This is a genomic window from Pseudoxanthomonas suwonensis (assembly GCF_000972865.1).
Classification (GTDB): domain Bacteria; phylum Pseudomonadota; class Gammaproteobacteria; order Xanthomonadales; family Xanthomonadaceae; genus Pseudoxanthomonas; species Pseudoxanthomonas suwonensis_B.
Window position 1 is genome coordinate 2,019,569 of sequence record NZ_CP011144.1, and the last position, 14,231, is coordinate 2,033,799.

Here is a 14,231-nt window from a genome sequence, read left to right on the forward strand (position 1 = left end):
CATGACCGGCGAACGCTACCTGGCTTTCCCCTTCGGCCTCACCAGTGCCGGTGGCGTCGCCACCCAGGACCTCGACGGTGCGATCCGGGGCCGCATCGAGCAGTTGCTGCTCACCGCCCCGGGCGAGCGGGTGATGCTGCCCGGCTTCGGCTGCGGCGCGCGCGGCCTGGTGTTCCAGGGCAACAACGAAGTACTGGCGGCGGCCACCGAATTCACCGTGGCCAAGGCGTTGCAGTCGTTCCTGGGCCACCTGCTGATGGTCAACGCGGTGCACGTCGTCGGCGAGGAGGAGACGCTGAACATCGAAGTGGTCTACACCAAGACGCGCGACCTGGAGCGCGGCCGCGTGGTGTACCAGCTGCTGCCCCAGGAGGGAGCCGGCCGTGGTTGACTGCATCGCCGTCGATTGCGGGCGCGACCCGCCCGTCCCGTCGCCCGCCCCGCGCACCTACGCGGGCGTGGACCTGATGGCGCACGACTACGACAGCCTGCTGCGCGCGCTGCTCGACCGCTTGCCGCAGGTCGCGCCGGACTGGCGCGACCGCAGCGAAGCCGACCCGGGCATGGTGCTGATGGAGCTGTTCGCCTATGCCGGCGACCAGCTGGGCTACCTGCAGGACCGGGTGGCGCTGGAAGGATTCCTGCGCACGGCCATGCAGCACGAGTCGGTGCGCAAGCTGCTGCGCCTGGTCGACTACGCGATGGATCCCGGCTGCGCGGGCGAGGCGCTGCTGCTGGTCGAGGCCGAGGGCGGCGAACCGCTGTTCCTGCAGGCAGGGTTCGCGGTGGCCACCGCGCCGGCCGGCGCGGACGCGGTCGTGTACGAGACCGCGGACGCCGCGGTGCTGGTCCCCGCGCTCAACCGCATCGCGCTGGCGGCGGATGCACCCTCCGGCGCGGATCGCCGCCAGGTCGTGTGCGCGGCCAACCTCGACGGGCTGGTGAAGGCCGGCGACCGCCTGCTGCTGCAGCAGTTCGACACCGGCGATCCGCGCGCCGACGCGACGCGGGCGCCCGCCGGCGAATGGATCGAGGTCGCGGCGGTCGCGCCCGGCCCGGCCACCACCCTGACCCTGGTCGAGCCGCTGGCCGCGGACTACCGCGCGGCCGGCGACCCCGCCGGCGGCATCGCCCCGGCGCGCCTGTACGGCAATGCGGTGCGCGCCACGCACGGCGCCTCGCAACGGCTCGACCTCGCCGGAACCGGCGCGGGAGGACAGGCCATCGAGCTGGAGCTGGCGCCGGTCACCCATGTGCCCGGCGAGGACGGCGTGCCCCGCGCCGAACTGCGGGTCGACGTGGACGGCGCGCGCTGGGTCGAGGTCGAGGATTTCGTCGACAGCGAGGCGCCCGACCGCCACTACCGCATCTGGCGCAGCAACAGCGGCCACTTCACCCTGGTCTTCGGCGACGGCCAGCGCGGGGCCGCGCCGGCCGACGGCGCGCGGATCGTGGTGCGTTACCGCGTGGGCAACGGCGCCGGCGGCCACGTCGCGGCCGGGCGCCTGCGGGTCTTCGACCGTGCGCTGCGGTTCCAGCACCAGGACCAGAAGATCTTGGGCGTGCGCAACCCGTTTCCGTCGGCCGGAGCACGCGATCCGGAACCGCTGGAGCGCGCGCGGCTGGCCGGGCCGTACCAGCTGCGCCGGCAGCACCGCGCGGTGGTGCCCGCCGATTACGAAGCCTGCCTCGCCGAGGGCGTGAAGCTGGGCGCGCGCCGCTACGTGCCGGTGCAGAGCAAGGCGCGGAGCCGCGCCACCGGCAGCTGGAACACGGTGTTCGTCGGCGTGGACATGCCCGATCGCCGGCCGCTGGCGGCCGTGCCGGGGCTGCGTGCCGCGTTCGAGGCGCGCCTGGCCGAGTACAGGATGGCCGGGGGGGACGTGCGCGTGGAGGACGCGCGCTACTGCCCGCTGCACCTGGGCCTGCGGATCGAGGTGGACGGCGCGCATTTCGCGCGCGACGTGCGCGCGGCGGTCGAACGGGCGCTGGTGGGCCCGCTGTCGGGACGCACGCCGTTCTTCGGCCCCGGCCGCTTCGGTTTCGGGCAGGCGGTGTACCTGTCGGACCTGTACGCGGCGGTCGGCGCGATCGAAGGGGTGCGCTCGGTGGCGGTGACCCGTTTCAAGCGCCTGGGGAACCGCTATCCGGACTGCGAGGCGGCCGGCGCGATCCCGGTCGGTGCGCTGGAGGTGGCGCGCTGCGACAACGACCCGGCCGACACCGCGAATGGCGTGCTGTTCATCCGCACGCACGGCGGCAAGGAGGGATGATGAGCATCGAAGCCGGCCTGCCCTTCGAGGCGCTGCCCGTCACCGCCAGCAACCGCCCGGCGCTGCCGCGGATCGACTACGCGGCCGACGACCTCGCCGCGCTGCGCGCGCGCCTGCTGCACCGGCTGCCCGCGGCGCTGCCCGGCTGGAACCCGGCGCTGAAGGACGCAGGCGGCGACTACGGGACGGTGTTCGTCGACCTGTTCGCCCAGCTGGCCGCCATCCTCAACGCCTACGCGGACCAGCGCGGCAACGAGGGTTTCCTGCGTACGGCCACCCTGCACCGCTCGCTGATCGACCTGTGCGCGCTGATCGACTATCGCCTGGGCAGCGGCGCCAGCGCCAGTGCGCTGCAGGCGTTCATCGCCAAGCCGGGCGAGCGCGGCATGCTGCCGGCCGGCTTCCAGCTCAATGCCGCGCCGCTGCCCTTCGAAAGCGACCGCACCGACCTGGTGTTCGAAACGCAGGCGCCGCTGGAAGTGGACGCCGCGCGCAACCTGATGCGGCTGGTGGGACACGACCGTTCCAGCCGCACGCTGCGGCTGCGCGCGGCGGCGGCGGCGGCGCAGGACGTGGCCGCGGCGATGGACGGCGTCTACGCCGGACTGCGGGCCGGCGCGCCGATCGTCTTCGACGACGGCGCCACCCTGGCGGCCGCACCCCTGGCCGCCGCGGTCGAACAGGCCGGCGCCACGCACCTGCGCTGGACGGCCGGCGCGGCGGCGGCCGACCGCGACCTGGCCATCGCCGACCTGCGGATACGCGCACGCGCCAGCCAGGTCATGAAGCTGGCCGCGGCCGAACGCGCCGACGAGATCGTGCTCGGCCACAACACGCTGCCGGTGGCCAACGCCGCCATGTTCACCGTGGGCGGCGCGGTGCTGGTCGACGGCGGCGGGTTGCTCATGCCCATGCTGGTGCTGGCCAAGGACGCGGCGGCCCGCACGATCACCCTGGACCGCGGTGTGGCCGCGTCGCTGCGGCGCTCGGCCACGCGGGTACTGGAGGGCACCGCGTGCGGCGCCGCCACCGGCACGATCCGCGCCGGCACCACGGTGCTGACCCGCGATTCCACCTCCAAGAAGAAGGACTTCCCGCACACGCCCGCGCCCGGCGACCTGCTGCTGCTGGCCGATGCGAGCGGCGTGGAACTGGCGACCGTGGCCGGCGCCAGCGGCAGGACGATCACGCTCACCCAGCCGACCACGCGCGCGCTGCGCCCGGTGAAGCGGTCCTTCGACGAAACCGCGCGCGTGCGCTTCTACCGCGTCGCGCCCCACGATCCGGCCACCCACCAGACCCGGCTGCGGCCGCTGCTGCTGGGCGAGCTGGACGGCGTGTTCCAGGGCGGGCATACCGTGCTTGCGCTCGACAAGGCCTACGACGGCCTCGCCCCGCAGACCGTGGTGGCGCTGAGCGACGGCCGGCTGGCCATGGCGCTGCGGGTGCTGCGGGCCGACAGCGTGGAAGGCAGGACCGTGCTGACCCTCGATGGCGTCGCCAGCGGCGCGTTCGGCGTCGCCGCGCTGGGCCTGCATGGCCCGTTCGAGCACGCCATGCGCATCGCCGGCCACGACCGCGCCGAGGCGGTGCTGGCGGCGGGCGCGTCGCAGCTGGACATCGTGGGCACCCCGCCGGGCCTGGCGGCGGGCCTGGACCTGGTGGTCGCGGACGGCACCCGCGCCGAAGGCGCGCGCATCAGCCAGGTGCAGGCACTCGCGGGCGCCACCCGGGTCGCCCTGGCGCGTCCGCTGGAGCACGCCTACGCCCTGGGCGATACGCGCATCTACGGCAACGTGGCGGCGGTCGCGCACGGCGCCCTGGTCGCCGACGAGGTGCTGGGCAGCGGCGATCCCGCCGCCGCGCCGCAGCGCTTCGGCCTGCGGCGCCCGGCGCTGGCCTTCGTGCCCGACGCGGCCGCGCCGCGCGGGGTGGTACCGGCCGTGGACGTGCGGGTGGACGGCGAACGCTGGACCACGGTCGACACCCTGGCCGGCAGCGGACCGCTGGACCGGCACTGCATGGTCGAGATCGACGAGCGCGAGCGCGCCACCGTCGTCTTCGGCGACGGCATGCACGGCGCCGCGCCGCCGTCGGGCCGCGACAACATCGTGGCCCGCTACCGGGTCGGCCACGGCGCCGCGGCCAACGTCGCGGCCGCGGCGATCGCCAGCATGCCGCGCGCGGCGCCCTTCCTCGAGCGCAGCTTCAACCCGGTGCCGGCCAGCGGCGGCGCCGGGCGGGAATCGCCGGCCGTGGCCAAACATCAGGCCGCGCACCGCGTGCGCACGCTGGACCGGGCGGCATCGCTGGCCGACCACGCCGATCTCGCGCTCACCTTCGCCGGCATCGCCAAGGCGCGCGCCGACCTCGAGCGCGAAGGCGCGTCCCGGCGCCGCGCGATCGTCGTCACCTGCGCCGCGGCGGGAGGCAATGCGTTGTCGCTGCCGCAGAAGGAAGCCCTGCTCGCGTTCCTGTCCACGCGCAGCGCCGCGCCCGGCCGCCTGCGCGTGCGCGGGCACCGCGCCTGGCCGGTGCGCCTGGCGCTGCAGGTGAACGTGGCCGCCAACCACCCGCAGGCGGCCGTGCAGCGCGCGCTCATGGCGGCCTTCGGTTCGCAGCCGGGAGGCGGCGGCTTCTTCGCCTTCGACCGCCGAGGACTCGGGGTCGACCTGGCCTTGAGCGAGGTCTACCTGGCGGCCGAATCCGTCGCCGGCGTCGACCACGTGCTGGCGACCCTGTTCCATCGCGAGGGGGCCGCGCCGGAAGTGGCCGACCGCATCGCCGTGCCGGCCGATGCGCTGGCCACCGGCGGCGATCCCGGCGACCGGGCCATCGGTCGCCTGACCCTGCAGCTGGCCGGAGGACTCGCATGATCGACGTGCCCGCCCCGTCCCGCCAGGAAGTCGCCGCCCAGCTGTGGCGCTGGCTGCCCGGCGTCTACCGCGCCCGCGACGCCGACGGCCGGCTGCAGGCGTTCGTCGCCCTGTTCGCCGACGAACTGTGGCGCCTGCGGCGCGGCATCGAGCAGCACTACGCCGACCATTTCATCGACTCGGCGCAGGACTGGGCGGTCGCCTACCTCGCCGACCTGGTAGGCACCGAGGTCCTCTACACCGGCGAGGCGGCGAGCCTGCTCGGGATGGCCGCGCGCAACCGCGGCGACGTGAAGAACACGCTGCGCTGGCGCCGCCGGAAAGGCACCCTGGCTGGCCTGGAAGGCATTGCCCGCGACGTCGGCGGCCTGGGCGTGCACGCGGTGGAGATGTTCGAGCGCGTGGCCTGGATGCAGAACCTGGCGCACATCAAGCCGACGGCGGGATTAGCGCTCGACCTGCGGCGCGGCGAGGCGCTGGCCGCGATCCACACGCCCTACTCGCGGGCGCGCGCGCTGGCCGACCTGCGGCCGGCCGGCCAGCGCGCAGGTTGGCACCGGGTCGGCAACGTCGCGGTGTTCCAGTGGCCGATCGCCTCGTTCCCGCTGCTCGCGGCGACGCCCAGGGCGATCGGCGGCGGGCACTACACGTTCCATCCCCTGGGCCTGGACACCGCCCTCCACGCCGGAGGCGCCACCGAAGCGCTGCGCGTGCAGGTCGCGTCGCGGCCCGGTGCGCCCGGCGCCGACATCTGCCACGCCAACGCCGACGATGTTCCCATCCGCAACCGCGACCTGCGCGAGCACGCGCGGGCCTACGTGGATTCGCCGCTGGGCTTCGCGATCCGCGAGGATGGCATCGCCCTGGTCGGCGAACCGCCGGCGCCCGGTGTCTCGCGCGAGCCGGCGCTGGACTTCGGCGAACTGGCCGGCGCCCGCGGCATGGTCGCCGCCGACCCGACGGTCTACGGCGCGGGCCTGCGCTTCGCGCTCGAGGCGGTGCGCCTGGGGGCGGTGTTCACCCTGGTCGCCAGCGTGTCCACGCCGGTGGCCTATTCCCCCGGGCAGCCGCTGGCCAGCCAGCTGCAGCTGCGCAATCCGCAGGGCCGGCTGCGGCTCGACAGCGCGACCCCGGATTTCGGCTACACCGACGGCGTCGCGCCGTTCGAACCGGACAGCGGCGAATTCCATCATCCGGCGCTGCTGCTCCGGGTCGTCAACCAGGGCGCGGCAGCGGCCGATTTCCCCGCCAGCGAAGCGATCCTGCGCAACGCGCGCGGCCAGGCCGTGCAGGCCTACCTGCCGGCGATCGACGCGGTCGCGCCCGCGGCCGCGCACTATTTCTACGTCGCCGCCGATGGCAGCACCTACCACGCCCGCGGCGACCATGGCGCTGGCGCCCCCGACCGCAACCCCGACGCTTCGCTGTACGGCGCCTTCTCGCTGCAGCACCTGGCGCGCGCCTCCGAAGGCCAGCGGCGCATCCGGCCGGGGCATCCGCCGGAGCGCTGGCGTAGGGTGGTGGCCCGCTCGCTGTGCTGCCGTGACCGCCCGCTGGTACCGCCACTGGCCGCCGGTGAGGTGGCCGTGGACGCCGAACGCGGCCGCTTCGCGTTCCCTGCCGGCGAGGAGCCGGCCGGCGAACTGAGCGTGGACTTCCGCTACGGGCTCACCGCGGCCATCGGCGCCGGTCCCCATGCCCGTCCCGACCTGGCGCCGGCCCGGATCACGGTGGCGCGCACGCGCGACGCCCACCACGCGTCGCTGCAGGCGGCCATCGCCGCCGCCCCCGACGGGTTCGACGTACCGGTCGTGATCGAGATCCTGGACAGCGCCGTCTACGAGGAGGCGCTGCAGATCGGCAACCGCGATTTCCCCGGTGGCCTGGTGATCCGCGCCGCGGCGCTGCAGACCCCCTTCATCGTCAAGCCGGCGGCGGCGCCGCGGGCCCTGCGGGTGCGCGACTCGACGCTCGCGGCACTGGTCCTGGACGGCCTGGCCTTCGCCGGCGGCGCGCTGGAGGTGCAGGGCGTGGTGGGGTCGGTGATGCTGCGCCATTGCACGCTGCAGCCGGCGAGCGCGTCGCTGCGGGTGGTCCAGGCCGGGCACTGCGAGGTGGCGCTCCAGTCCTGCATCAGCGGCCCGGTGCACGTTGCCGCCGCGGCCGGAAGCTGCCAGGCGCAGGACAGCGCCATCCAGCACCCGGCCGCCAGCGTCGAGCAACCGGCCGGCGTCGACGCGGTCGAGTTCGCCAACGGCCGTGTCGTGCTCGAGCGCTGCACCCTGCTGGGCGGCCTGGCGGCGCAGCGCGCGAAGCTGTCCAACACGCTGTGCTACGGCGATCTGGCGCTGGCCGATCCGGGCGCCAGCTGCCTGCGCTTCTCGCGCCTGCCCAGGGCCTTCGACGCGGCGGCATTCCGCTGCACCACGGCCACGCCGATCTTCGTCTCCATCGACTGGGGCGACGCGGGCTACCTGCACCTGCATCCCAACTCCGCGCCCGCCCTGCTCGGCGGCGGCGAGGAAGGCGGCGAGATCGGCGCGTTCCATCGCGCCGGCCTGCCATGGCGCCTGCAGAACACCGGCCTGCGCCTCGCCGAATCGATCCCCGCGGGCCTGACCCCCCTCCAGGTCCGCGTGCTGCCGCGGCCCCGCTTCCCAGGAAATCCGTCGCCATGAAAAACGATATCGCCAAAGTGTCGTTCGACGAACTGAACCACTTCGTCGGCGTGTTCCACCAGATGGGACGGCTGCCGCTGGAATCGGACTTCAACGAACAGAACGAACTGGTGCTGCGCCTGATCCAGCGCCTGGCCGGGGACGCGATGCACACCGGCAGCCCGAACGAGGGCTTCCGCGTGGACACGCACGTCCTGCTCGACCGGCTGGAATCGCGGCACGGCTGGACCGCCACGCCTGCGGCGGCCAGCGTGTTCGTCGACTACTTCGACCATCGCGTCGGCGACGGCAGCCTGGTGGCGTCCGGCGCGACCGCGATCGCCCGCGGGCTCGACCATCCGCTGGACCTGGCCGAGGTCGGCGAGGTGCTGGTCGCGGTCAAGGCGATGTCGACCGCGGGCCTGGCGTTCTACGTCAAGGACGCGGCGGCCACCCATGCCTTCGCCATGACCCAGGTCGCCACCGACGACGGCTGGAAGCTGCTGCGCGCGGTACCCGGCGCCTGGCCGGCGGGTTTCGCGGCCGACAGCATCGTCGAGTACGGATTCACCGGCCTGGACGCGGCTACCCGCTACGGCTTCGATTTCCTCAAGGCCGACCTGCCGCTGCGCAGCGTGGTGGCGCGCACCGAGCTGACCGACCGCTACGCCGCCGAACCGGCGGCGGCGGTGCTGTCGGTGGACGACGACCAGCGCCTGTGGGGCGGTGCCGCGGTGCAGGCCACCCAGGCCACGAGCGTCGCCTACGCATTCCCGGTGCCGGTGGACGCCTCGCGCGCGCGCCGGCTGCTGCTCGGCGTGCAGCGCGCGCCGGCGGCCGCACCGCTGTCGGTGGTGCTGCACGACGATGCCGTCCCGGCGAACACCATCACCCTGGCCGGCGCCGTCGTCACCGCGCAGGGCGCCTGGCAACGGCATGCCTTCGCCCTGCCGCAGGCTGGCGCGTTCAACTGGAGCGCGATCACCCGGCTGACCTATGCGGACCTGGACGCGGCCGCTAGCTACCGCTTCGGCCCGGTCCTGCTCGAAGCCGATCGCGCGCGCGACCTGGTGGTCATGGGCGGCGACGGCAGCGCCGCCGGTGCCGGCCGGTTCTACGGCGAGGGCCTGGCGGCGATCAAGGAGGCCCATGGCACCTACTGGACGCAGGCCGACCTGCCGCAGGCCGACCCGGCCGCGCTCGATCCGGTGGCGCCCGGCCGGCGCCGGATCGACTGGGCCTACCTCGACCTGTGGGAGCGGCCGCTGTCGTACATCGAGCGCCCCGCGCTGCGCGACGTCGCGCTCGAGGGCGACGACACCTGCACGCGCAAGCAGCTGGTGGCGCAGGTGCGGCTGCTCAAGGGCCTGGAGGCGCCGCTGGCCGGCGCGGCGCAGCCACCGGCCGATGCGTTCGCGTTGCTGCCCCGCATCGGCAAGGGCGTGCTCTCCACCAAGGACAAGCCGGCGGCCGTGTTCGACCCGTGCGCTGACCCATGCGAGCCGGCCATCGCCGGCCCGTACATGGGCGAAGAGAACAGCCTGTTCCGGATCGAGATCCATCGCGCCGGCAACATCGGCGCCGCCGACGCGGCCGGCACCGCCTGGTTCAAGTGGTCGCGCGACAACGCCGGCACGACCTGCGCGCTGATCGAGGACGCCGCCGGCGCCGCCACCTCGGTGGTGGTCGAGAAGCCGGAACTGTTCGCGATCGGCGACCTGGTGGAGGTGGCCGACGACCTGGTGGAACTGGTGACCGGCCCCTGCGAGGACCGCGTCGACCACACCGACCACGCGCGCGGCGAACTGCGCAGGGTGGTCACCGTCAACCTGCAGACGCGCCGGATCGGCTGGGAAGATCCGACCGTGGCCGATCCGTTGCAGGCGCGGTTCCATGCGCCGCTGCCGCGCGCGATGCTCGCGGCGCAGCACGCCAAGCTGACCCGCTGGGACGGCGTGGCGGCCTGCACCGCGGGCGACCTGGTGCTGGCCGATGGCGTGGTCGTCGAGTTCGGCGGCCAGGACCTGTGCGCGGGCGACTACTGGCAGTTCGCCACCCGCACCATCGACCGCAGCGTCGAGCGCCTGGTCGAGGCGCCCGCGCGCGGCGTGCAGCACGCCTACTACCCGCTCGCCGCGATCCACCGCTGGCGCGAAGACGGGCCGGCGGACGAAGAAGTGGTGTTCGCCGAGGACCTGCGCCCGCGCCTGGCCGCGCTGTCGGGCCTGGATGCAAGCCGCATCGCCTACGACCCGGGCGCCGGCGCTTCGGAAACGCACATCCAGGGCTGGGGCGAGGTCACCACCGTGCAGGAGGCCATCGACGCGCTGTGCCGCGCCGACCTCACCGGCGACCTGCGGCTGCACAACCGGCTGCTCCACGGCATGGGCGTGATCTGCGGGCTGAAGCTGCGTTGCTCGAAGGACCGCGAGAAGGTCGTGCTGACCAAGGGCTACGCCCTGGACTGCGACGGCGACCTGCTGCACGCCTCCGGCGACCGCGCGATCGACGTGGTCAAGCGGGCCATCGAACAGGGACTGCTCGATGCCACCGGCGCCGGCAGGGTCAACATGTGGATCGAACAGGCCGCCAACGGCGTGTCCACGCACCTGGAGCCGAGCCTGCCGCAGACCTTCTGGGACTCGGTGCTGGAGGGCACCCTGCTGAAGGACTTCTGGGAGGGTTGCATCCTCTCGCTGGTGGCCTTCTTCAAGGCCCAGCTCACGCCGTTCCCGGACACCACGCTGCCGCTGTCGGACCAGCACAAGCGCCTGGTCTCGCTGCTGAACCTGCTGTGGCAGCTGGTCAACTCGGCGAGCGGGCGCTACATCTTCCTGTCGAAGGTCGAGCACGACCTGCTGGAGAAGTTCCACGAGGACCTGAAGGAACTGCTCGCCAGCAAGACCTACTGCGCGATGTTCGACCACCTGAAGCCGTTCCCCGCGTACCCCTATGCCGTGCCCACCGGCATCGACACCCTGTTCGGCATGTGGCTGCTGCATCGCCGGATCAAGCTCGACCCCTCGGGCGAGTACATCTACAGCTACGGCACCGGCCACCGCATCCAGGTGTTCGACGTCGCCGCGCGGTCCGCGGTGGCGGTGCTCGATTTCCCGGGCGCCAGCAACCTGGACGTGCAGGACATCGCCTTCGACCCTTCCGGGACCGAGATGTACGTGGTCGGCACCCTGGTCAACGGCACCCAGGTCGACTCGGTGTTCGCCACCGCCAGGATCACCCCGCCGGCCACCGCCGGGGCCGCGCCGGGCTACAGCTGGAGCGCCGCCAGCGTGGTGTGCGACGTCCGCTTCGTGCGCCTGGAAACGCACCCGAAGCATCGCGACGTGCTGTTCGCGATCGGCCGCAGCGACACCGCTCCGAACCGGCGCGGCGTGTACCGCTTCAACCCGGCCGCCATCCCGCTGACCCCCAACCCCGACTGGGTCTTCAACGCCACCGGCCTGTTCGCGATCGACACCGACGGCGCGGTGGCCATCGCCGCCGAGCACAGCGGAGGCCTGCAGACGGGCGCATTCAACGGCATCCGGCGGGTCAACCTGGGCACCACCGGGTTGTCCGTCGCGGTCGCCGTGGGCAGCGGAGAGGACTTCTGGAACGACCTGGTGGTGCACCGGGGCGCGGTCTACATGACCGGCAACCCGCCCGGGCAGAGCGAGCTCATGCGCTTCCCGGTGACGGTGGCGTCGCCGGCCGCGGTCCAGCGCACGCCGCTGGGCGGCGCCAGTGCGTGGCGGCTGGGCTTGCTGCCGTCGCGCAACGTGCTGACCCTGGCCGATGCCAACACCTACCGCATCCGCCTGTTCGACACCGCCGCCGGCATCCTGGACACGCGCCTGCGCATCCCGCTGCAGATCATGCCGATCTCGCTGGCGGTGCGGCCGGACGAAAAGGAAGCGTATGCGCTCAACCTGCTGTCCAACACCGTCAACGCGGTCAACGTCGCCGAACTGATCGCCGGCACGCCCAGCTTCACCCACGAACCGCCGCTCACCCTGGCCGCCTACCGCACGCAGATGCTGCATGCCTTCACCGACCTGGTCGGAGTGTTCGCCCAGTACCTGAAGGACTGCTGGTGCGACAAGTTCCTGGTCGAGTGCCACCAGTGCACCAAGGACGACAAGGTCTACCTCGGCACGATCGAGGTCAGGGACAACAAGGTGTTCCACATCTGCAACTTCAGCAAGCGCCACTACGCCAAGTCGTTCCGCACCTGGGGCTACTGGCTCTCCGCCGTGCCCCTGCTGCCGGTGCTGAAGAAGGCCTTCGCGAAATTCTGCTGCCTGAAACTGGTGCCCTGAGGAGCCTCCCATGGCCACGAACTTCCGGAAACAGTCCGAATACACGATCCACGGCCGCGTCGTGGACCGCGCTAGCCGGGTCGGCGTGCGCGGCGTGCGCGTGGAGGCCTGGGACCGCGACACCCGCTACCACGACCTGCTGGGGCAGGTGGTCACCAACGAGGATGGCCTGTTCGCCATCGGCTTCGACAGCACCTACTTCGGCGACTACGCGCCGGACCGGGCGCCCGACGTGTTCTTCAAGGTCTTCCTGGACGAGCGCGAAGTACTCAGCACGTTCGACCGTCCGCTCATGAATGCCGACCGCGGCACGATCCAGGTGGAGCTCGAACTGGACATGCCGCAGCTGCAGCCGGAGGGCGTCGACCGGGTCAGCGTCGAGCAGACGCTGAAGGCCGTGGACTGGTGGCGCGCCTCGGACTTCCGCGGGGTGTGGCGCGAAGGCGCCGACAAGGTCGGCACGGTCGGGAAGCTGATCGGCGGCCTGGCCGGACGCGCGGTCGGCGATTTCGACTTCCAGCCGGTCCGCCCCCAGGGCACGCGCGAACGGGAAATCGTCAACCAGGACATCGGGTACGCGCAGCGCGCGCTGGCGCTGCAGCAGGTCGAGGTGGTGGAAGTGCGCCCGGTCGCCGAGAGCGGCGCGCGCGCCGAGCTTCGCTCGCTGAAGGACTACCCGCTCAAGCTCAGGCCGGGCGACCGGGTCACGCTGCACCAGGAAGACGGCGTGGTGAAGTACTACAGCCGCATGCCGGAGGTCGACGCCGCCGCGGTCGATGGCCAGCTGGTGGCGCGGCTGGACGGCGACGTGCAGTCGCTGAAGGCGCAGGTACGCGGCATCGACGCCGTGCGCGCCGAGGTGGAGAACCTCAAGGAAGTGGACGCGGCGGTCGAACGGCGCATCGGCGAGGAGTCCGGCGGCCTGCGCGAACAGGCCAGGGAGATCGAGCGCCTGCAGGGCGAGCTGGCGGACATGCGCAAGACCGCAACCGCCAAGGACGTGGAGATCGCCAAGCTGCGCACCGACCTGGTCGCCGTGCGCAACGCCCAGGACGACCTGGCCACGCGCCTGCCGCTGGAGCGGTTGAGCGCGCTGGAGAAACGCATCGACCTGATGTCGCCCGCCGGTCCCGTGCCGGTGCCCGTGCGCGGGCCACGCCCGGCTGCGGCGAAGAAGGCCGGTGCCGCTGCCGCGGCCGGGAGGCCTGCGGCAAGGACAGGGACCGCAGGGACGAGCGGGAGCGGGAAGCCCAAGGCGGCAAAGAAGGCCGCCGCCACCAGGAAAGCCACCGCCAGGAAATCCGCCACCAGCAAGGAAGCTGCAGCGACCAGGAAGGCCGCGGCGACCAGGAAGTCGACAACGACCAGGAAGGCCACGGCCATCAGCAAAGCCCCCGCCACCAAGAAGGCCACCAAGGCCAAGAAAGCCACGAAACCAACCACGAAAACGACCGTGGGCGCCACCGCCAGCGGCAAGCGCAGCGGCGGCCGGAGCGGGCCCGGCCGTGGTTGAGACCGCAGGCGGACAGGACTCTCCATGCACGCCTTGACCCGTCTTCCCAACGACGCGATGCCGGCTGGCCCGCAGTGGCCCGACCTGCTGCGCTACGCACCAGGCACGCGCCTTCGCCTCGAAGTGGCGCTGCCCGACGCGATGCGCCAGGCACTGGAGGCGGTGAAGCCCTCCAGCGCCGCCCGCTGGCTGGGACTGGTCGATGGCGCCCTGCTGACCGTCGAACGCCTGTCGCGTACCGCCTGCCAGGTGAGCCTGGCTGGCCGCCATGGCGGACGCGGCGAGTTCAGCGCGGTGTGCTCCGGCGAACGCGGTTATCGCCTGCGCGGCCGCCTGGACCAGGACGGATGCATGCGGATCCTCGACTGCGACCACGTGCACATCCAGACCGGCGGTGCCGGCGACGCCTACCTGGCCCAGCCGGTCGACGGCAGCTGGCGCCACCTGCTGCGGCTGTCGTATCCGAAGCGCGCCGCCGGCGCCGCCGAGGTCGTCCTCTGCGCGGCCGCGCTCGGCGGCCGGGTGACGCCGGCGCTGCAGGCGCTGCTGCCGGCGCAGCTCCTGGTGGCGCGCCTGCTGCCGCAGGCCTGAGC

The 14,231-nt window shown here is 73.0% G+C and carries 7 protein-coding genes; all 7 read left to right on the forward strand.

What is annotated here, in order from left to right:
- Position 1: 1 nt before the first annotated feature.
- From WQ53_RS08445 to WQ53_RS17040, 7 genes are read left to right on the forward strand one after another with little or no spacing between them, the layout of a single operon-like run.
- On the forward strand, positions 2-391 hold the full coding sequence (locus tag WQ53_RS08445; RefSeq protein WP_052631763.1) for a GPW/gp25 family protein: 390 nt from the start codon (positions 2-4) through the stop codon (positions 389-391).
- Positions 384-2,273, forward strand: coding sequence for a hypothetical protein (locus tag WQ53_RS08450; protein WP_144409277.1), 1,890 nt, complete (start codon positions 384-386; stop codon positions 2,271-2,273). Before WQ53_RS08445 ends, WQ53_RS08450 begins: the two co-directional genes overlap by 8 nt.
- Complete coding sequence (locus WQ53_RS08455) at positions 2,273-5,149, forward strand: hypothetical protein (RefSeq protein WP_052631765.1); 2,877 nt, start codon at positions 2,273-2,275, stop codon at positions 5,147-5,149. The genes WQ53_RS08450 and WQ53_RS08455 overlap by 1 nt, the downstream gene beginning before the upstream one ends.
- Complete coding sequence (locus WQ53_RS08460) at positions 5,146-7,827, forward strand: hypothetical protein (RefSeq protein ID WP_052631766.1); 2,682 nt, start codon at positions 5,146-5,148, stop codon at positions 7,825-7,827. Before WQ53_RS08455 ends, WQ53_RS08460 begins: the two co-directional genes overlap by 4 nt.
- A complete protein-coding gene (locus WQ53_RS08465) occupies positions 7,824-12,125 on the forward strand; it encodes a DUF6519 domain-containing protein (protein ID WP_052631767.1) in 4,302 nt (1,433 codons plus the stop codon). Before WQ53_RS08460 ends, WQ53_RS08465 begins: the two co-directional genes overlap by 4 nt.
- Before the next feature lie 10 nt (positions 12,126-12,135).
- Complete coding sequence (locus WQ53_RS08470; protein WP_052631768.1) at positions 12,136-13,638, forward strand: hypothetical protein; 1,503 nt, start codon at positions 12,136-12,138, stop codon at positions 13,636-13,638.
- A 24-nt stretch (positions 13,639-13,662) separates the two neighbouring features.
- On the forward strand, positions 13,663-14,229 hold the full coding sequence (locus tag WQ53_RS17040) for a hypothetical protein (protein WP_158497827.1): 567 nt from the start codon (positions 13,663-13,665) through the stop codon (positions 14,227-14,229).
- Positions 14,230-14,231 lie beyond the last annotated feature (2 nt).

What these genes read in the sequence shown, in the direction of transcription:
- WQ53_RS08445 (WP_052631763.1), top strand. Translation starts at nt 2, where the DNA reads ATGACCGGCGAACGCTACCTGGCTTTCCCCTTCGGCCTCACCAGTGCC.
- WQ53_RS08455 (WP_052631765.1), top strand. Translation starts at nt 2,273, where the DNA reads ATGAGCATCGAAGCCGGCCTGCCCTTCGAGGCGCTGCCCGTCACCGCC.
- WQ53_RS08460 (WP_052631766.1), top strand. Translation starts at nt 5,146, where the DNA reads ATGATCGACGTGCCCGCCCCGTCCCGCCAGGAAGTCGCCGCCCAGCTG.
- WQ53_RS08465 (WP_052631767.1), top strand. Translation starts at nt 7,824, where the DNA reads ATGAAAAACGATATCGCCAAAGTGTCGTTCGACGAACTGAACCACTTC.
- WQ53_RS08470 (WP_052631768.1), top strand. Translation starts at nt 12,136, where the DNA reads ATGGCCACGAACTTCCGGAAACAGTCCGAATACACGATCCACGGCCGC.
- WQ53_RS17040 (WP_158497827.1), top strand. Translation starts at nt 13,663, where the DNA reads ATGCACGCCTTGACCCGTCTTCCCAACGACGCGATGCCGGCTGGCCCG.